Source organism: Bradyrhizobium sp. URHD0069, assembly GCF_000701345.1.
GTDB lineage: Bacteria > Pseudomonadota > Alphaproteobacteria > Rhizobiales > Xanthobacteraceae > Bradyrhizobium.
Genome location: NZ_JNIJ01000034.1, coordinates 38,834 through 56,985, shown reverse-complemented (window position 1 = coordinate 56,985; position 18,152 = coordinate 38,834). Strand labels below are relative to the sequence as shown.

Annotated in this window: 17 protein-coding genes, 1 tRNA gene and 1 pseudogene; 6 read left to right on the top strand and 13 right to left on the bottom strand. The window is 61.3% G+C overall.

All coding sequences use genetic code 11. From position 1 onward, the window contains the following. Nucleotides 1–109: 109 nt before the first annotated feature. The 3 genes from N554_RS0120775 to N554_RS0120765 form a co-directional block, all read right to left on the bottom strand. Nucleotides 110–487 carry a TIGR02301 family protein gene (locus N554_RS0120775; RefSeq protein WP_029585234.1) on the bottom strand — a complete coding sequence of 126 codons (378 nt, stop codon included), beginning with the start codon at nt 485–487 and terminating at the stop codon, nt 110–112. Nucleotides 488–729: 242 nt separating this feature from the next. Further along, nucleotides 730–1,155, bottom strand: a complete 426-nt coding sequence (locus N554_RS0120770; RefSeq protein ID WP_029585233.1) for an NUDIX hydrolase — start codon at nt 1,153–1,155, stop codon at nt 730–732. A 5-nt stretch (nt 1,156–1,160) separates the two neighbouring features. Then, entirely contained in the window at nt 1,161–1,670 is a 510-nt protein-coding gene (locus tag N554_RS0120765; protein WP_029585232.1) for a hypothetical protein, read from the bottom strand. Between the two features lie 62 nt (nt 1,671–1,732). Here N554_RS0120765 and N554_RS0120760 point away from each other — a divergent pair, with 62 nt between their 5' ends. Beyond that, nucleotides 1,733–2,497: an SOS response-associated peptidase gene (locus tag N554_RS0120760; RefSeq protein WP_029585231.1), complete on the top strand. Its 765-nt coding sequence runs from the start codon at nt 1,733–1,735 to the stop codon at nt 2,495–2,497. Between the two features lie 151 nt (nt 2,498–2,648). Here the strand turns inward: N554_RS0120760 and N554_RS0120755 are convergent, their stop codons facing one another. Together N554_RS0120755 and N554_RS0120750 are read right to left on the bottom strand one after the other, a co-directional pair. After that, nucleotides 2,649–4,076 carry an FAD-binding oxidoreductase gene (locus tag N554_RS0120755; RefSeq protein ID WP_029585230.1) on the bottom strand — a complete coding sequence of 476 codons (1,428 nt, stop codon included), beginning with the start codon at nt 4,074–4,076 and terminating at the stop codon, nt 2,649–2,651. 19 nt (nt 4,077–4,095) lie between these two features. Next, the gene (locus N554_RS0120750; protein WP_029585229.1) at nt 4,096–5,088 is read right to left on the bottom strand and encodes an L-threonylcarbamoyladenylate synthase; all 993 of its coding nucleotides are present in this window, start codon (nt 5,086–5,088) and stop codon (nt 4,096–4,098) included. A gap of 68 nt (nt 5,089–5,156) precedes the next feature. Here N554_RS0120750 and N554_RS0120745 point away from each other — a divergent pair. Next, nucleotides 5,157–5,233, top strand: a tRNA-Pro gene (locus tag N554_RS0120745). A 261-nt stretch (nt 5,234–5,494) separates the two neighbouring features. Here N554_RS0120745 and N554_RS0120740 read toward each other — a convergent pair. From N554_RS0120740 to N554_RS43065, 3 genes and pseudogenes are all read right to left on the bottom strand, one after another. After that, a complete protein-coding gene (locus N554_RS0120740; RefSeq protein WP_051677606.1) occupies nt 5,495–6,211 on the bottom strand; it encodes an endonuclease/exonuclease/phosphatase family protein in 717 nt (238 codons plus the stop codon). A 20-nt stretch (nt 6,212–6,231) separates the two neighbouring features. Continuing rightward, the gene (locus tag N554_RS0120735) at nt 6,232–7,569 is read right to left on the bottom strand and encodes a VTT domain-containing protein (protein ID WP_245283660.1); all 1,338 of its coding nucleotides are present in this window, start codon (nt 7,567–7,569) and stop codon (nt 6,232–6,234) included. A 297-nt stretch (nt 7,570–7,866) separates the two neighbouring features. Then, nucleotides 7,867–8,313 (bottom strand): annotated as a pseudogene (locus N554_RS43065) (phospholipase); the annotation flags it as partial. Nucleotides 8,314–8,919: 606 nt separating this feature from the next. Between N554_RS43065 and N554_RS0120725 the strand changes: the two are divergent. Both N554_RS0120725 and N554_RS0120720 read left to right on the top strand, forming a co-directional pair. Further along, a complete protein-coding gene (locus N554_RS0120725) occupies nt 8,920–9,330 on the top strand; it encodes a hypothetical protein (RefSeq protein WP_029585225.1) in 411 nt (136 codons plus the stop codon). A 136-nt stretch (nt 9,331–9,466) separates the two neighbouring features. Then, entirely contained in the window at nt 9,467–11,053 is a 1,587-nt protein-coding gene (locus N554_RS0120720) for an alkaline phosphatase D family protein (protein ID WP_029585224.1), read from the top strand. Between the two features lie 19 nt (nt 11,054–11,072). Here the strand turns inward: N554_RS0120720 and N554_RS42735 are convergent, their stop codons facing one another. Both N554_RS42735 and N554_RS0120710 read right to left on the bottom strand, forming a co-directional pair. Next, nucleotides 11,073–11,201, bottom strand: coding sequence for a hypothetical protein (locus tag N554_RS42735; RefSeq protein ID WP_256378748.1), 129 nt, complete (start codon nt 11,199–11,201; stop codon nt 11,073–11,075). Nucleotides 11,202–11,530: 329 nt separating this feature from the next. Next, on the bottom strand, nt 11,531–11,749 hold the full coding sequence (locus N554_RS0120710) for a hypothetical protein (protein WP_029585223.1): 219 nt from the start codon (nt 11,747–11,749) through the stop codon (nt 11,531–11,533). A gap of 252 nt (nt 11,750–12,001) precedes the next feature. On the opposite strand from N554_RS0120710, the gene N554_RS0120705 reads away from it, so the two are divergent. Then, nucleotides 12,002–13,294, top strand: a complete 1,293-nt coding sequence (locus tag N554_RS0120705; RefSeq protein WP_029585222.1) for an amidohydrolase family protein — start codon at nt 12,002–12,004, stop codon at nt 13,292–13,294. Nucleotides 13,295–13,392: 98 nt separating this feature from the next. On the opposite strand, the gene N554_RS0120700 is transcribed toward N554_RS0120705, so the two are convergent. The 3 genes from N554_RS0120700 to N554_RS0120690 form a co-directional block, all read right to left on the bottom strand. Beyond that, a complete protein-coding gene (locus tag N554_RS0120700; RefSeq protein ID WP_029585221.1) occupies nt 13,393–14,493 on the bottom strand; it encodes an enolase C-terminal domain-like protein in 1,101 nt (366 codons plus the stop codon). Between the two features lie 234 nt (nt 14,494–14,727). After that, nucleotides 14,728–15,969, bottom strand: coding sequence for an aminotransferase-like domain-containing protein (locus N554_RS0120695; RefSeq protein ID WP_029585220.1), 1,242 nt, complete (start codon nt 15,967–15,969; stop codon nt 14,728–14,730). Nucleotides 15,970–15,974: 5 nt separating this feature from the next. Beyond that, nucleotides 15,975–16,211, bottom strand: coding sequence for a hypothetical protein (locus N554_RS0120690; RefSeq protein ID WP_029585219.1), 237 nt, complete (start codon nt 16,209–16,211; stop codon nt 15,975–15,977). A 32-nt stretch (nt 16,212–16,243) separates the two neighbouring features. Between N554_RS0120690 and N554_RS0120685 the strand changes: the two genes are divergently transcribed. Continuing rightward, entirely contained in the window at nt 16,244–17,971 is a 1,728-nt protein-coding gene (locus N554_RS0120685) for a cation:proton antiporter (protein WP_029585218.1), read from the top strand. Nucleotides 17,972–18,152 lie beyond the last annotated feature (181 nt).

The window sequence follows — 18,152 nt, the reverse complement described above, 5'->3', positions numbered from 1 at the left end:
TGGGCGAGGTGTAGCATGCGGCACGGGGCCGCCTAGATCACTTCTTTAAGAAAGGTTAACGGCGCTGAACAATATGAATTGATTGTTCCCGACCGAATTCCAACCGCGTTTAGTTCGCATAACGCGCCGTCAAATCCCGCGAGATCTTCGAGCCTTCCTCGATGTATCTGCGGATCGCGACCGTGGCTGCCGGCGTGCAGGTCCGGTAGGTCTGCTGGAAGCCATTATAGCCGCGATTGAAGCCCGCGATCATTCGGGCGCGGCGATTGCCCGAGGGCGTTTCGGCATCGATCAGCGCCTGCATCTCGTTGCGCCATTTCGCGCCTTCATTGGATCCGCAAATGCCCCGCAGGTAGTGCAGGGCGCCGAGGACTTCGGCCAGCCGCTGCAGGTCGCCATCGAACGGCGCCGCCGCATCCTGGGCCCGCGCAGGGCCGGAAATGCATGCCGAGATGAGGATGAGGGCGGCCAGAAAGTGCTTTGACATGAATGGATCCGGGACGGTGGTGCCGCCGATTTGAAGTTTTGCACCTGTTGCCGCGAGCTCCCATCAGGAACGTCAAATCGAAAACGCGGCACCAGAAACATGAAGCTGCCAGCGCCCCTTTGCTTCCGAAGTTCGTGTCAGAGCTGCCGCAAACGTTTCCCGACTTCGGAAACGGAGCGCCAGTGATATGCCTTTTCAATGCGCTGGAAGCAAGGCGCGGGGCTCGAAGATGTGAACCGCGCTCAGGCCCGGAGCAGGCGCCACGCCGACTGGATGACTTCCTGCAGGCCGCCGGTGAGCTTGAGATCGCCGAGCGCATCGGGCGCGACCCACCTGAAATCGTCGAGTTCGTCGTTCAGGACCGGTTCGCCGCCGACCCAGCGCGCCGCGAACGACATAATCAGATAGTGCCCGCCGCCGGCGGTTTCCGGCAGCACCTCGCGCCATCCGGCGAGGCCGATGACCGCGATTTTCAGTGCGGTTTCCTCATCGACTTCGCGATGCAGCGCGGCATGCAGCGTCTCGCCGAATTCGACCCGGCCGCCGGGCAGCGAATAGAAGCCCTTGGCCGGCGAACGCGCGCGCCGCACCAGCAGGACTTTGCCATCGCGGAAGATCGCGGCGCTGACGGCAAGCTGGGGATGCGATGGCTGAACGGGGGACGCCACTGACATCAGTGGGTCATGATGTAGTCGATGTCGGCTTCGCTGCCGCCATTGATGATGCCGCCGGCCAGCGCCACCAGGGGCTTGACCCAGCCGGTGGCCTGCTCGGCCAGCGTGGCGCGGGTCTTTTCCTGCCGGGCGTCGCGTATCGCCGCGCCGACCGCCATGAGGATCGAGGTCATGGCACTGGTGATATTCTCGAACTCGGTGCGGATGACCTCGTTGGCGGAATCATAGGCTTCGATGGCGAGGTCGCGCGCTTTGAAATTTGAGGCCCTGAAATGTTCGCGATAGGATAGCGGCTGCCAGCTCAGGAAATCCTCCGCGCATTCCGGCATGTCAGGAATCATCTCAAGCAGCATGATGGCTTCGTTGAAATGATTCAGATAGTCGGTGGCGAGCCCGGTGCGGGGATTGATGTTGGCGGCCCGCAACTGGGCAGCCCGCGCACCATCGCCGCCAACCTTAACTGGCGCCGGGCGGTGGGATAGGGTGGTCTTGGCGGCCGTTGAGGTCATCTCGCGCAGTGTTAACGTTCGGGGTTAAAAGGTGCTGAACAAATGCCTATTTTGGCCATAGAATGTGTGGACGCTTCGTAATCACCTCGCCTCCGGAGGCCTTGCGGCAGATTTTCGGCTATGTCGAGCAGCCCAATTTCCCGCCCAGACACAATATTGCGCCGACACAACCGATACCAGTGGTCATCATCGAGAACGGCACCAGGCATTTTCACCTGATGCGCTGGGGCCTGTTGCCGGCCTGGGTCAAGGACCCCCGGAAATTCGCCCTGGTGTTCAATGCGCGTTCCGAAACGGCAAAGGATAAACCTGCGTTCAAGAACGCGATGAAGCGGCGGCGCTGCCTGATCCCGGCGGACGGCTACTATGAATGGCAGTCTTCCGAGAGACGTAAGCGCCCCCACTTCATTCATCGCCGCGATGGTCAGCCGATCGGCCTTGCAGGGCTCGCGGAAACCTGGATCGGCCCGAACGGCGAGGAACTCGATACGGTGGCGATCGTCACCGCGCCGGCGAGCGCCGATCTCGGCGTGCTGCATCCCCGCGTGCCCGTGACCATCGCGCCGGGCGATTTCGAGCGCTGGCTCGATTGCGGCGCGCACGATGACGAGGCGGCGATGGCGTTACTGACCGCGCCCGCCGAGGGCGAATTCGTCTGGCATGAAGTCTCGACGCGGGTCAATCGCGTCGCCAACGACGACGCGCAACTCACCCTGCCGATTACGGCTGAAGAGATGGCGGCCGAACAGCCGAAGCCGGCGAAGAAAGCCGCACCGCGCAAGCCGGCGCCGCTGGCATCCGATGACGGGCAGGGCTCGTTGTTTTGAATCGTGGAATCGGAGGGTGGCAACGGCGCACCTGCGCCGGGTCCAACCACATCCCGACGTTTCAGAACCTTGTCACTGATTGGTGGGCACGCGGAGTTTATCATCGGGCGCGCATTCGCGCGACCCGGTGGCCTTGCCCGCCCTACGCCAACTACAGCACCTTGCCTGGGTTCATGATGCCGAGCGGGTCGAGCATCGCCTTGATGGCGCGCATCAGCTCGATTGCGACCTTGTCCTTCACACCAGGCAATTCGTCACGTTTGAGCACGCCGATGCCGTGCTCGGCGGAGATCGATCCACCCATTCGCAAAACGATCTCGAATACCACCGCATTGACCTCGTGCCATCGGCCCATGAAATCCGCGGTGTCGCCGCCGATCGGCTGACTGACATTGTAATGGATATTGCCGTCGCCGAGATGCCCGAACGGCACTGGCCGCGCGCCCGGTATCAGCTTTACCACGGCCGCATTGGCTTGTTCGATGAAATCAGGCACCGCGACGACCGGCACCGAAATGTCGTGCTTGATCGAGCCGCCTTCCGGCTTTTGCGCCGCGGACATTTCATCGCGCAGTTTCCAGAAAGCCATGCGCTGGGCAAGATTGGCCGCGATCACCGCGTCGTCGACGATGCCGTCGTCCAGACCCTTGGCGAGAATCGACTCCAGGGTGGCTCGGGCGTCATTGCCCGGCGAGGACAACTCCATCAGCACGTACCAGGGATGCTTGCTGCCCAGGGGATCGCGGATGTCGATGCCGTGACGGACGCTGAAATCCACCGCGATGTCGGCAAGCAGTTCGAAGCTGGTGAGCGTGCCGGCCGCCTCGTTCTGCGAGATCGACAGTAGCTTGAGCGCTGCCGCAGGCGATTTGAGGCCGACGAAGGCGGTTTCCACCGCGCGCGGTTTTGGAAAGAGTTTTAGCGTCGCCGCGGTGATGATGCCGAGCGTGCCCTCGGCGCCGATGAAGAGGTTGCGCAAATCGTAACCGGTGTTGTCCTTCTTCAGCTTCGACAATGTATTCAAAATGCGCCCGTCGGCCAACACCACCTCCAGCCCGAGTGCCATCTCGCGCGCCACCCCATAGGCCAGCGCCGTGGTGCCGCCGGCATTGGTGGAGAGATTGCCGCCGATGGTGCAGCTTCCTTCCGCGCCGAGCGATAGCGGAAACAGCCGGTCGGCCTCGCTGGCGCGCTGCTGGGCGACCTGCAGCACGACGCCGGCCTCGCAGGTCATGGTGTTGGAGGCGGTGTCGATGTCGCGGATCTTGTCCATCCTCCGCATCGAAATGACGACCTCGCCATGATGCGGCGTCTGTCCGCCGACCAGGCCGGTATTGCCGCCCTGCGGCACCAGCGCGATCCGATGTTCGCTGGCAAGCTTGCAAATGGCGGAGACTTCCGCCGTCGAACCCGGCCGCAAAACCAGCGGAGAGCGTCCGTGAAACAGGTCGCGCTCTTCGGTGACGTAAGGCGCGATCTCAGCCGCGTCGGTTACCGCATATTTGTCGCCGACAACTTCACGAAAACGCGCGATCAGTTCGGGCGGCAGCGGCGGCGCGGCGGGCTTTGCGATATTCATCTTTGTCTCATGCATTTACTCACTCGCGCCCCACCGCAGCGCGGCGCAACCGGTCATTGATGGCTTCACCGAGCCCGTGATGCGGCACCGGCATCACCGCGATGGCCCGCGCGCCCTTGGCGTCGAGCGCGCGAAGATAACCGAAAAGATTGGCGGCGGCCTCGGTGAGATCGCCCTGCGCGGACAAATTCAGCACCGCGGTCGCCGCGTCAACTCCCGGCACCGCATTGGAGCCAAACGCCAGCAGCGCCTCGCCGGCGTCAATCCTCCCGGCATTGAGCCGCACGCGCGTGCGCGGCGCGTAGTGCGAGGCCAGCATGCCCGGCGCCAAAGGCTGGCCCGTATCGCTGTTGGCATCCTCAGGCGGCTGCAGCAGCGCGCGGCCGAGCACGCGCTCGATCTCGCCGCGCGGCACACCGCCGGGACGCAGCAGCATCGGTTCGTCAAAACAGCCGACAATGGTGGATTCGACCCCGACCGCGACCGCGCCGCCGTCGACGATCAGATCGATGCGCCCGGCGAGGTCGCTTTGCACATGGGCTGCGGTCGTCGGCGAGACGTGGCCCGACAAATTGGCCGATGGCGCCACCACCGGCCCGCCGAACGCCCGCAAAATGTCCCGCGCCACCGGATGGGCGGGTACCCGGATCGCGATGCTATCGAGCCCGGCGGTGGCGAGATCGGCCACCGTGCAGTCCCCTGTCTTCGGCAATACCAGGGTCAGCGGCCCCGGCCAGAATGCTTCCGCCAGCGCGATTGCTCGGGCGTCGAAGCGCCCGATCCGGGTCGCAGCGCTGAGGTCGCCGACATGGGTGATCAGCGGATTGAACGCGGGCCGGCCCTTGGCCTCATAGAGCCGCGCAATCGCTGCCGGGTTGGTGGCATCGGCGCCGAGGCCATAGACCGTCTCGGTCGGGAACGCGACCAGAGCGCCTTCCGCGAGAGCCCGGCCCGCCGCGGCCACGGCGGCCTCGCCGGCCGGCAGAATCTGCGTTTTCAGGCCTACATTCACGGAGATTGGCGTCCTCAATTCGGCTTCTTGCGGTGCGTGAAAGCCAAGGCTATAAGCCGCGTTCTTGTCGGAGTGTGGCTCAGCCCGGTAGAGCACTGCGTTCGGGACGCAGGGGTCGCAGGTTCAAATCCTGCCACTCCGACCACTTAAACGTCAGGCTTTTTGCCTGTTTTCCCAATGGCTTTCAAGGTTCAACGGATTCGCTGCGGCGAACGCGGCGATTCCGCCTGGTTTGGATGCCTTACCGAGCAAGCGGGGCAACGGGCGCCATCAACTGCGGCAGCCGAAGGGGCGTTCCATCGTAATGCTGCTGTACCCTGACATCGATCTCGAACTCGTTCGGATGAGATCATCGGTAACCATCGGCGACTTGCCTTCGGTTTCAAAACATCTCCGCTGATGGGAGCTAAAGGGATTCGGCGCGCAGTCCGCCTATGGACGGCTCGGCAGCATTGAGGATGTGAAGCGGCGTGATGTCCGCGATAACCGGCAGGTGGTCTGAAATAGAACGGGCCGCCGAATCCGCAAAGGTGCGGACCAGCCGAACTCGATAGCCGTAAATTCGATCAAGTCTCATGAGCGGCAGCCGGGACGGAAATGACCTATGCTGTGTCCGAACTGGAAATCTTTCGGCAAGCGCGCCGCGGACTGAATTGATCCAGAACCAATCATTGAAATCTCCAAGCACGATAGCTGGATACCCTGTCTCACTGGCTAGTTGCAGGAGCCGCTGAGCTTGCTCGTGACGTTCACGAATGCTCAAACCCAGATGGGTCGAGATCACCCGCAATCCACCAAAAGGCGTCGAAATATCTGCAGCGATGGCTCGACGCGGCTCCCGTTCACGGTACGAGATGTCCTCGACGAGGGGCGGTTTTACCCAGGGCCAGCGGCTGATCAGCATCTGGCCATAGTCGCCATCGGTAGTCACAATGGATTTAGCGCCCACGCTATGGCCGCCTAGAGCGTCCTCCAGCACCGCAAACGGATTGTCATTCCGGCCTCGTGAATCGATCTCCTGAAGCCCCACAATTTGTGGAGACCATTTCTGGATAACGGCAATGGCGCCTTCGAGGTCGAATCGTGGATTGAGACTGAATGTGCCGTGCACGTTCCAGGTCATGAGGCGGATCGTGGCCGGTATCACGAGTGCCGACTCAATCGGGTTACAACGAACTGGGCGGTGATCGAGAACAGCAGCCATGCGGTCACACATATCAAAAGGATTGCTACATTGGACCAGGTGGGTCGCGCCAGAAGATCGGAAATCTGAGCGCCAAAGGCTGACATCGCCAGCAGCCCCGGCGTCATGCCCAACACGGTGCCGACGATAAAGTCGACAAACCTGATGCCCATTGCTCCGGCTGCGATGTTAACAAGCGAGAATGGCGCCACCGGAATCATCCGGATCAGTGCGACAGCCATGACCCCGTTTCCGACGATGTTCTTTTGAATGCGAATCAGGCGAGGGCCAAGCAGCGACTTCATCGGTTCGAGGCCACGGATTCGCCCAATCGCATAGATCAGCGAAGCGCTCGCCAATACGCCGCTCGCTGCCGAGGTGAACCCAAGCCAAGGGCCAAGTGCGGCTGCCGTGACAGCAATAAGCACCGTCACGGGAAACAGGATGAAGCCGCCCAGGACGAATGCAGCGATGGCAATAAGCGGCGCGATCGGCGATCCCTGAAATGACCGAAAGGCTCGCATCAATGCTTCTGAGTCAGTGTACGCGTCAAGTGGCGTGAAGCGCCAACTCGCAGCAAGCAGGCAGATCCCAACGAGGAGTGCAATGATCTTCATCGATGCCGGAAATGTCGCAGCCGCGGCGCGCTCAAGGCCTAATGGACCGGGAGGGTCCGCCACAGGCGTTACAACTTGAGTGATCTCCGCCCGATCCGGCTTGCCGTCCTCGACCGGTCGGAGCCTATATCCGTCTGCCGAAAGATTTGCGGCGATGCTCAACAGCGAAGTATTGCCGGTCAGTTGCTCCCGGATGGCAGCGGCGTTGACCCCGCAATATGTTCCCAGCAGCATATTCCGTATTTCAGCGATCCTCTCTCGTTCGGCGTCGGTACGAGCTTCGATGGCGAGGTCACATTCCGAATCCGCGCCCATGGAGCGGTTGTTGAGATTGGCAGAGCCCACGCGAAGGATTCGGTCGTCGACAATCATGACCTTGGCGTGAACCATGACGGCCGCGGTTGCTTTCCCGTCGCACGTCTCCGGATAGAGCAACTGCACCCGATCTCGAAGTCCGGCCTCGTCAAATACCTTCATGAAGGCGAGGCGTCCGTTCCGCATGGTCCTCGCTTCGAGCCAGGATGCATGCGTTTTCGGCGCGACCAACAAGACCTCCAGCGCCGGTCTTTCTCGCAATCGCTTCACGAGCGCTTTGGCGATCGTCTCGGAACTGAGAAATTGATTCTCGATATAGATTGCTTGTTCGGCGACATCGATTGAAGCGAGGAACAGCTTCTCCACTTCGGTGATGCCCGCTCGGCCATCGCATGCGGGTTCCGTTCGCGCTATTCCGACCATCACATCCCGGAAATCAGGCACAAGATCCGTGGGCCATGGGTCCCCCACCGGCGCGATCGGTGGAATTTCTCCGCAATTGGCGCAGGACCATCGATAGCGAGCCAATTCAGCAAGGTTTCGTGCGGCTTCGCCATCAATAATCATTTCGACGTCATGGAAGGGCGGGTAGGGGACCCCGTGAGGGTCGACGCGGGACTTCGAAGTCGGAAGATGCGCGCTAGTGTCCCAACGCCGGATTGTAAGATCGCAGCCGCCGACAAAACCCACAGCATCGTCCACGACGACGACTTTCTGGTGTTGGGCAGATCCGATCGGCAGGCAATCATCGAGACAGAGTTTCAGCCTCTGATTACCTGCTTTGCCAAATTTCAAGGCGGGGAACCACTCGCGCTCGCTCGCGTATAAAATCGGCCACTTCCAAATGAGCAGGTAAATTTTCAAATCCGGGCGTCGCGCCAGGAGAGCTTCGAACAGTTCGCCCAGTTGCTCGGGCCATCCGTCGCTTGCTTTGCCGCTCGGCCCGACCAATCGCGTTTCGCTATGGATGTCCCAACCAATGATGAATACCGACCGCTGCGCGGCGAGCAAGCAGCGCCTCAGAGTGCCAAAGTATGCCGCGCCGTCGTTCAGGACACTGACTCGGTGCGCGTTGGCCCGGCGCCAAACCGTTTTGCCCTCCGTCAACATGTCAATCGTTCGAACATGGGAGAGAGACAGCGGAAAGCAGGCGTGAACATGTTGACCGGCCGGGTTCTCCGTTGGTGGTCATGATGCAACACTGGTTCGCGCCGATTGTTCCGGTTTCCGAAAAGTCGGGATGGCCGACATCGATTGCATGCGTCGTACAGAGCGCCGTTGTCATTTGAAAATCCCGGAAATCGGGGACCACAACGATTTCGCTTTGCTCCATCCGGGCTGCGAGCAGTACGCGCACGGCGCTGTTGCGCCCGCCGCCGTTTTGAACCGAATGTCCTTGCCTGAAGCTCGGCAAATGCTTCCTTCGAAGGGCCGTAATTCGGTCGTAGCCGCTTCGCGGAAGCTTTTTTCGGGAAGCACATATGACACATAAGAAAAAGAAAAGGCTGGTTGTGGCGGTGGTGGCTTTCGCGTTTGTCCCGATGGGAGCGTGGGCTCAGGGCCGCGGTAGCGATGCTGCTCTGGGGGCGATCTCGGGGGCCGTGGTGTGCGATCGGGCGATATCGCGCGGTAACCATGTCGGCACATCCGCTGGAATTGCGCATTCCGTTTCCTAAATGAGCGGTGTTAGCTTTTGAGTATTTCAGGAGGCCTCCAATGGTCCTGAAAAATGTTGGCATCGTCATCATCTGCACGACGCTCTCGGTATGGAGCGGCCGGTCGACGGCGGATGAATATCGTGCCGACGAGTTCCTCAGCCTCGACCTTTCCAAGGCGCTGCTTTCGCCGAAGCCGCTTGGGCCTCCTACCGAATTCGCGCCGGTTGCGGTCGAAGCAAACGGCGATCGCGGCAACGAGCGCACGCAGGCACGGGCCGAGCCGGGAGCTGAGCCCAAAGTCGTTGATCACAAAACCCGGGTTGTGCATGCGCCCGCGGAAAAGCCGCGCGGCGCGGTTCGAACGACACTGGCGCGGCGACATCACAATCCGCTCGATGCCCAGGCGTTCGATACGCGGATTCAGGTCTGGCCATGCAGGTCGGGCGGCATCTGCAACTGGAAGCGCTAGAAAGATTGAATCCCGCGTGATCGGGCTCGCAACGGCGCGCTCACGTCTCATTTGAGTCATCCGCCTGTCGCAAAACCGTCGACCCAGAGTCAAATCGAGTAGGCAACCTTCGTCGTGATTCGACGAGGGTTCCCGAATGGCGATTGCGATACGTGCGAAGCAAGCTCTGACCAGACGTCAGCTGCTGGTCCGCTCAGCATCCACGGTCGCATTGGTGGGATTGGGAGGTCTCGCCAAACCCTATCTCAGCCGCGCCGCAGATCGTCCACAGATCGCCAGCGGACTTGCATCGGGCGACGTATCCGCGGGCTCCGCGGTAGTGTGGGCGCGAGCCGATCGCCCGGCGCGCCTGCGGGTGGAATGCTCGACCGTCGAGAGCTTAAAGTCAATTTTTCGCGTCGCATCATCGGAAGCATTGCCGGAGCATGACTTCACTTCGAAGGTGCTGCTTGAAGGTCTCCCGCCCGGTCAGGACATTTTCTACCGCGTGCGGTTTGAAGACATCGGTGAAAGCGGGATATCAGGAGAGACGCAGGTCGGGCATTTCCGGACAGCGCCGCTCGAGCCAGCTTCGATATCGTTTGTCTGGTCGGGCGATAGCGCAGGCCAGGGCTGGGGCATCGATCCTACCCGCGGCGGCATGCGAACCTACAAGACCATGCTGGAAAACCGTCCGGATTTTTTCATCCATTCCGGCGATCACATCTACGCCGACTGTCCGATTCCTTCCGAGTTGAAACTTCCAAACGGAGAAATCTGGCGCAATATCGTGATAGAAGAGAAATCCGCAGTTGCCCACAGCCTGGCGCAGTTTCGCGGCAACTACAAATACAACCTGCTCGATGACAATCTGCGCGCCTTCAATGCGCAGGTGCCGATGTTGGCGCAGTGGGATGACCACGAAGTGACCAACGACTGGTCGCCGATCGGTACCGCCGACGAGACCGGTTACGCCGAGGACGGCGCATCCAGACTGGTTGAGCGCGGACGCCGTGCGTTTCATGAATTCATGCCGATCCGCGCCATCTCCAGCCAGGCCGGCCGCGTCTATCGCAGGATAGGATACGGACCGCTGCTCGATGTATTTCTGATCGACATGCGCAGCTACCGCGATTCGAGCTGGAACAAGCGCGACGACCGCAGCGACACTTTCATTCTGGGCCGGGCCCAATTGGCCTGGTTGAAGCGCGAACTCGCGGCATCCGACGCGACCTGGAAGGTCATTGCCGCGGACCTGCCGATCGGATTGATCAGCGAAGACGCGATCGCGCTCGGCTATGGACCGCCGGAACGGCGCGAGCACGAAATTGCCGATCTGTTGTCATTCATGAAACGCGCCGGCATCCGAAATACCGTGTGGCTGACGGCCGACATGCATTACACCGCCGCACATTACTACGATCCGAACCGCGCGGTATTTCAGGAGTTCGAACCGTTCTGGGAATTCGTCTCGGGTCCGCTTCATGCGGGGACATGGCCCCCTGCCGAACTGGATAACACGTTCGGCCCGGCGGCGATGTTTCAGAAGGGCTGCAGCACGCAACAAGGCGAAAATCTCGCCCCGTGTTTTGGGCTGCAGTTCTTCGGCCGCGTCGATATCGACGGTCAGTCCGGCGTCATGACGGTGACCTTGAAGGATGTCGATGATCGTGCGCTGTGGTCGGTCGATATCGCGCCGCGACCGGACGCCCGCCCGGGAAGAATCCTTACTCAGCATATTTGACCTGTTTCAGAAAACCGGCTCAGCGCGCCACGATCAGATAGCCGCCCAATACCAGCAGCATCGACAGTGCGATGAGCGCGCCGAGCACGCCGGCGACAATCGCGAACAGTTCGTTCGCTTCCAGCCATCGTCGTAATGCTTTAACCATCGCAACTCGATCTTGATTTGGAGCTTCCGTTGCCGGGCAGACCATCAAACGGCTGACACGCCGTCTCAATCCCCTATTAACGCAACATCTGATTCGCGTCACATCGCCGGTTGCTCATTCCGGCGGCGAAATCGATCCCGCTGCTGGCCTATTGTCCGCTGGCGCAGGGCCGAGCCGTTATCGCTGGAGATGCGAGCCCTTGCGAGCCTCGCAGGATGGCTTGCGCGTCATTCGAGACGCCGCGCAAAGAACGCGGCTGCTCGGGATGATGTCGCTGGTGTTACTTATACAAGAAGAATGGCCCCTTGCGGGGCCATTCTCGTGTCGCCTCAGTAGTGATGATAATGACGCTTCTTGACGACCACCACCTTATCGGCGTGGCGATGACGCCAACCGCGGTGCCATCCATGATCACGATGCATCTCGGCACGCGCGCCGTAGCCGTAATGATGGCCGCCGCCCTTGATCACGACGGTCTCAGCACTTGCCATCGACGGCGCCGCGATGGCGATGGCACCAAGCGCGGCGATAACGTATCCAAGCTTCATGTTTGTTCTCCTTTTTCAGTGAAAACCTAACATCACATCCGGCGGAACGTTCCGCCGGAATTCCAGGAGAATTCTGAATGGTTGTTCAGGATCGATGAGCACGCACAACAACGCGCATTCAGATTGCGACGAACCTGGCGCTGCTGCAGCGAATTGCTGTCGCGCAAATGCGCGAGGCGCTCGTCATCGGTGCTTGCGGAAAGCCAACGCGCGGAGCATCATCGATCGATAAAAATCATTTGGGAGGATGCCATGTCCGGATGGTCACGGCGCGATTTTCTTGCTCTTACGGGATCGGCCACTGCCGCAACGCTGTCGGGGCGCCTCACCACGTCCGCCGAGGCGGCGATGGGTCCCGCCGACAAGTTCGATCTCGTCATCAAGGGCGGCGACGTGCTCGATCCCAGCCAGTCGCTGCGCGGCAGGCGCGACATCGGCATCCGCTGGGGAGTGATCGAAGCCATCGAGCCGGAGATTGCAGCCGCCCGCGCATTGAAGACCATCGACGCCACCGGCAAGCTCGTGACATCAGGCCTGATCGATCTGCATTGCCACGTCTATCCCTACGGCTCCGCGATCGGCATTCCCGCCGACGAACTCGTGCAGCATCAGTGCACCACCACGGTGGTGTCGGCGGGCGACGCCGGCGTCAACAATCTTGCGGCGCTGCGCCGCTATATCGTGGCGCAGTCGCGTGCGCGGATTTATGCATTCGTCCATATCGCCAATAACGGACTGTCGGCCTTCCCGGTCGCCGAGCTTTACAATATCGACAACGCGCAGATGGAGGCCTGCGCGATGGCGCTGGCGGAAAATCCGGATTTCCTGATCGGCGTAAAAGTGCGGATGTCGGAGAACGTGATCTTCAAGCATGGTCTGGAGCCGCTGAAGCGCGGCATCCAGGCCTGCGAGATGTGCGGCTGGCCAGCCAGAATGATGGTGCATATCGGCGGCGTCGAAACCAAGGAGCTGATGTCGCAGATTCTGGACTTGCTGCGGCCCGGCGACGTGCTGACCCATTCCTATTCCGGCGCGCCGAACATCGGCGGCGCCTTCACCAACATCGTGCAAGACGGCAAGCTCTTGCCGGCGGCGCTCGCCGCCAAGCAGCGCGGCGTGATGTTCGATGTCGGGCATGGCGGCGGCAGCTTCGATTTCACCGTGGCGGACGTGGCGATTCCCGGCGGCTGCGCGCCTGACACCATCTCGTCCGACATTCACGTATTTTCAGGCAATTCGCCGGGCATGCCGTATCTGCCGAACGTGATGAGCAAGTTCATGATGCTGGGCTTTTCGCTGGAGCAGGTGGTGGCGATGGCGACCACGGCGCCGGCGAAGATCATCAACCGCGCGCCGAAGATCGGCACGCTGCAGATCGGCGCGCCCGGCGACATCGCGATCATGGAGCTGGTGGAAGGGCCGGTGTCGTTCGTCGATACCCGCAACAACAAGCGCGACGGCAAGGCCTATTTGAAGCCGGTCCAGACCGTGATCAACGGCGTGCCGTTCGGCCGGCCGTATCAGGCGCCGTTCGCGGTGAGGTAGACGATCCCGCTGGCCTAAGCTACGCCAGCACCTTTTCGAGATTCGCGATCTGCGCCGGCGCGCCAATTCCCGCGGCACAGCGCGGCGAGGCGCCTGGACTACGCGTCGTACTGGTAGCGCCTCACGGCATCCTCGTTCCACTCCACGCCCGCGCCGGGCTGGTTCGGGATCATGAGGAAACCGTCTGAAAGTTCAAAGGGCGCGGCGAGGATCGGGTCGGCCCAATCCTGCCATTCCAGCCAATGAGCGGTTTCCGTGACGCGCATCAGATGGGCCGCGAATTCGGGATAGAGGTGCGTCGACATCTCGACGCCGGCCGCGCCGGCTATCGAAGCCGCGCGCATCCAGCCCGTTACGCCACCTATACGCATGAGATCGGGCATGACATAGTCTCCGGCGCCCATCGACAGAGCCTGATGCAATGCGCGCGGCCCGTAGAAGTTCTCGCCGAGTTGCACGGGCGTCGTCAGCTCCCGGCTGAGCTGTGCGTATCCTGCGAGATTGTCGTAAGTGATGGGTTCCTCGAACCAGTAGAGGCCTTGCCGGTCGAGCGCGTGACAGCGGTGCAGTGCGTCGCCGAGACTGAGGCCTTGGTTAAAATCCACCATCAACTTGATATCCGGGCCCACCGCGGTGCGCACAGCATCTATCGCGGCGAGATCGTCAGCCAATCTGTCGCGGCCCAGCCGCAATTTGAGTCCCTTGAAGGCACCTTCGGCCACGAGCGCTCGGGCGTCATCACCCAAACCGGCTACGTCGGTAAGCCACAGGCCATTGCTGTTATAGGCCGGCACCGGCCCGGTCGAGCCGCCTAACAAGACAGCGAGCGGCATACCGGCCGCCTTCGCCAAGGCGTCCCATGACGCCATGTCGAGCCCGGATACAGCGATCATCGACACGCCTTCGTAGCCTATCAGGTTCAGCGCTCTGCGCGCGTTCTGAAAATCCTCAATCGGGCGGATTGCCTGGCCCTTCCGCGGCTCGGCAAGATCGTGAATCGCGGGCACGATATAGCGCGCCGAATGCTTCAAATAGGGCTCGAGATAGCTGCGACCGACAACACCTTCCTCGGTTGCGAGGTCGATGAGAATAATGGGCCATTGATCGAACAGGCCGACCTTGGAAACCACCGGCCTGCGAAGCGGTACCAGCACTGGCCGAACCGTCACCGACCGGAATGTGAGTTTCTCGAAAGCCATCCAGTCCTCCCGCGAACGACGCGGCGCGCCTCTCGCTCTCATCAGATCGGATATCGCTCGGCCAGCGCATTCGAGACCGGATGTGTATTGTTGTAAAGCTCATCCGCTCACAATTTGGGCCCAAAAGAAGTTACCCCGCACCTGGAGCACCCGCCGTGGGAAGGCAACGATCTGAACCCGTGGCAAGCAAACGTCAGCGATGAGCGAGGCAAAACGTTCCGCCGAAAATCGGCATTACGTCCGCGTCCGCTTCTCCACGTTGGCGCTTCTCGCCGGCACGCCGAATTCCCTGCGGCAGACGTCGGCCAGCACGGCGACGCCTTCGCGGATTTGCTCATGGGATGGGCTGGCGAAGCACAGCCTTAAGCGGCTGCGGGCATAGGCCTTGTCGGTGGACCATTCGGGTCCCGGATTGATGGCGACCCCGGCGGCGAGCGCGGACTGATAGAGTTTCAGCGTATCGACATTGTCCGGCAGCTTCACCCACAGGAAGATACCGCCTTTGGGATCTTCGAATTCCGCAGCCGTACCGAATTGCTCGTTGAGCGCCTCCATCAGCGTGTCGAGCTTGGCGCGCAGGCCGCGCGTCAGCTTCGGCACATGTGAAGTGAAATGCGGCGCGCAATATTCCGCAAGCACCATCTGCTCGAGCGCGCCGGAACCGGCGTCGGTTTTCAGCGCCAGCATTCGCGACAGCATCTGCCATGGCGCGACGATGAAACCGACCCGCAACGCCGGCGCGATCGATTTGGAGAACGAGCCGATGTGGATGACGCCGCCGTTGTTGCTCATTGCATAGAGCGCGGGCGGGCGTTTGCCGTCCCAGATCAGATCGGCGTAGCAATCGTCCTCGAAGATCGGCACGCCATATTGTTGCGACAGCTTGAGCAGTTCGGCGCGGCGCCCCTCGGGCATGATGGTGCCGGTCGGGTTCTGTACGGTCGGGATGGTGTAGATGTATTTCGGCGTGATGCGGCGGCGCTCGAGGTCGGCGAGCGCCTCCGCCAGCGCGTCCATGCGCATGCCCCGATCATCGAGCGGAATGCCGACCACATTGACGCCGAGCCGGATCAACCGGTTCAGCGAGCCCTGATAGGTATCCTGCTCGATAACAACGGTATCGCCGTGCGCCAGCAGCGACTGGTTGACGAGGTCGAGCGCTTGCAGCGAGCCGGAGACGATCAGGATATCGTCGGCGACGCAGTCGATGCCCGCATCGCGCTTCAACTTGCCCGTGAGAAATTCGCGCAAGGGGCGGTAACCCTGCGGACCGCTGGCAAGCCCGTAGGTGGCGAGCGTCTTGCCCTCGCGCTTGAGGACGGCGTTGACAGCCTCGATCAGACCGTCGACCGGGACCTCTGCCGGGTCGTTGTTGCCGCCGACAAAGCTGTATTTTGCAAGCCCGGTCCATTTCGCCGCTGGCGCCGGCAATCCCGCCGGGAGCAGTGGTGCGAAGTCGAATTGCGCTGATGTCATGACGTTCATCCCCATTGATTTTCTTGTTGAAGGAGCCGGATACAGCGGCTTCCCTGTGGCGCGCCGGTTACCCCGAGATTTTCCGACGGCATCGCGGTCAGCGAACCGGAAAAGGCTTGCTCGATACCGGCGGTTTGGCCCTTGGCCGCACGCGCAGCCACCGTCAGGAGGCACAGCAGGGATGCGCGGAAGAGGCGCCCGATCGGGTGGTGAAAAATTGCTTGTTTGACCTGCACGCTCATGCCTTTAAGTTGGGGTGAGGGGCCTTTTTGTCATGCACGAGCTTATTGGCGATATCACTTTATGCATCCTGTTCGCGTGGGTGCTTGGGCTCTTGGCCCATTTCTTCCGGCAGCCGCTGATCCTCGCTTACCTTATCGCCGGCTTTTTCATTGGTCCATTCGGTGTGGGGTGGGTCAAGTCCCAGGAATCGATCAGTGTCATCTCGGAGCTTGGCCTCATCTTCATGCTGTTCATGATCGGGCTGGAAATCGATCTGAAGAAGATTGTGCGCGCCGGTCGGGTCATCCTGTTTGCAGCCGGCGGGCAATTGGCGGGCGGCTGCGTGCTTGGCATCCTGTTCTTCGTGGCCATCGGGCTGTCGATGGGCGGCGGCGGCTTCGACGCGCTGTATCTCTGTATCGCTTGCGCCCTGAGCAGCACGGTCATTATCGTCAAGGTGCTGTACGAAAAACGCGAGCTCGATACGCTGCCCGGGCGCATTACGCTCGGCGTGCTGGTGCTGCAGGACATCTTTGCGATCCTGTTTCTGGCGGTGCAGCCAAGCCTCGCGAATCTTCAGATCGGCGTGATCCTGCTCTCGATCGGCCGTGTCGGGGTGCTTGTGGCAACGGCGCTGGTGCTCAGTCGCTACGTTTTGCCGCGGCTGTTTCACCAGATCGCGCGCCGTCCGGAACTGATCCTGCTGGGCGCGCTGGCGTGGTGCTTCCTGATCGGTGAGATCGCCGAACGACTTCATCTGTCGCGCGAAATGGGTTCGCTGGTCGCCGGGGTGTCGCTGTCGACGTTCCCGTACGCACTCGACGTCACCGCCAAGGTCACGACGTTGCGCGACTTCTTCATCACGCTGTTCTTTGTCGCGCTGGGCATGACGATTCCGATCCCCAATTTGTCGGTGATAGGGCTCGCGTTGATCATAGCCGCGTTCACCGTGATCAGCCGCGTGGCGACGACGTTTGCGCCGCTTTACCTGATGAAGCAGGGCCTGCGCGCCAGCCTGTTGCCGGCGATCAATCTCGCACAGATCAGCGAATTTTCTCTGGTGGTGATTCAGACCGGCGTTGTGGCGGGTCATATCCAGACCCAGACCGCGAATGCGGTGTCTTTCGCATTCGTAATTCTGGCGGTGCTGAGCACATTCGCGATCATGCGCAGCGACCAGATCACGCGGCTTGCCATTGGGGCGCTGAAGCGGATCGGTGTTCGCGATCTGGACCACGTCCATGCGGCCGACGCCGGGCACGAAGCAGGGCACGGCGAGGCGCGGCGGATCGTCATCCTCGGCTTTTTCCGCGCCGCGAGCGCCTTGCTGAGCGAGATCGAGCGGCAGAACCAATCCCTGCTCGATCAGATCACCGTGGTCGATTTCAATCCGAATGTGTTCAAGACCCTGGCGAATCGCGGTCTGCATGTGATTTACGGCGATATCAGCAATGTGGACACGTTGCTGCATGCGGGAATCGGCAAGGCCGAGATCATCATTTTGAGCGTTCCCGACTCGCTGTTGAAAGGCGCCAATAACGAGAAGCTGGCTCGCCATGTGCGTTCGCTCAATCCGAAAGCCAAGATCGTCGCCACCGCTGATCTGCTGTCCGACGTGAATGATCTTTATGCGGCCGGCGCCGACTATGTGACCGTGACCCGGCTCAGCGACGCCCATGAACTTTTCACGGTGATCGAGGCCGCCGATGCCGGACTGCTGGAAGACAAGCGCGCCGAGATGGATGCGCAACTGAGCGAGCGCCGCGAAGTGTTGCCGTAGGGTTAGGCTGCCTTCTCGCGCCCCCCGCGCCATGGCCTCGGCAAGGAGGATCGGCGCGGCCCGGCAGCCGGCTTGGGATCGGGCTTTTCAGACAAATCCAGGGACCCCATCTTGGTAAGAAGGCGGCCTGGCGCGGTGCCCCGACAGCACCGTTCCGCCCTGCGTAATGAAGCTGGCGCAG

Bases quoted from the DNA above. Each gene is read 5' to 3' on its own strand.
- N554_RS0120705 (WP_029585222.1), top strand. From the start codon at position 12,002: ATGTCCGGATGGTCACGGCGCGATTTTCTTGCTCTTACGGGATCGGCC.
- N554_RS0120725 (WP_029585225.1), top strand. From the start codon at position 8,920: ATGGTCCTGAAAAATGTTGGCATCGTCATCATCTGCACGACGCTCTCG.
- N554_RS0120755 (WP_029585230.1), bottom strand. From the start codon at position 4,076: ATGAATATCGCAAAGCCCGCCGCGCCGCCGCTGCCGCCCGAACTGATC.
- N554_RS0120775 (WP_029585234.1), bottom strand. From the start codon at position 487: ATGTCAAAGCACTTTCTGGCCGCCCTCATCCTCATCTCGGCATGCATT.
- N554_RS0120720 (WP_029585224.1), top strand. From the start codon at position 9,467: ATGGCGATTGCGATACGTGCGAAGCAAGCTCTGACCAGACGTCAGCTG.
- N554_RS0120690 (WP_029585219.1), bottom strand. From the start codon at position 16,211: ATGAGCGTGCAGGTCAAACAAGCAATTTTTCACCACCCGATCGGGCGC.
- N554_RS0120685 (WP_029585218.1), top strand. From the start codon at position 16,244: ATGCACGAGCTTATTGGCGATATCACTTTATGCATCCTGTTCGCGTGG.
- N554_RS0120700 (WP_029585221.1), bottom strand. From the start codon at position 14,493: ATGGCTTTCGAGAAACTCACATTCCGGTCGGTGACGGTTCGGCCAGTG.
- N554_RS0120760 (WP_029585231.1), top strand. From the start codon at position 1,733: ATGTGTGGACGCTTCGTAATCACCTCGCCTCCGGAGGCCTTGCGGCAG.
- N554_RS0120695 (WP_029585220.1), bottom strand. From the start codon at position 15,969: ATGACATCAGCGCAATTCGACTTCGCACCACTGCTCCCGGCGGGATTG.
- N554_RS0120740 (WP_051677606.1), bottom strand. From the start codon at position 6,211: ATGACCTGGAACGTGCACGGCACATTCAGTCTCAATCCACGATTCGAC.
- N554_RS42735 (WP_256378748.1), bottom strand. From the start codon at position 11,201: ATGGTTAAAGCATTACGACGATGGCTGGAAGCGAACGAACTGTTCGCG.
- N554_RS0120710 (WP_029585223.1), bottom strand. From the start codon at position 11,749: ATGAAGCTTGGATACGTTATCGCCGCGCTTGGTGCCATCGCCATCGCG.
- N554_RS0120765 (WP_029585232.1), bottom strand. From the start codon at position 1,670: ATGACCTCAACGGCCGCCAAGACCACCCTATCCCACCGCCCGGCGCCA.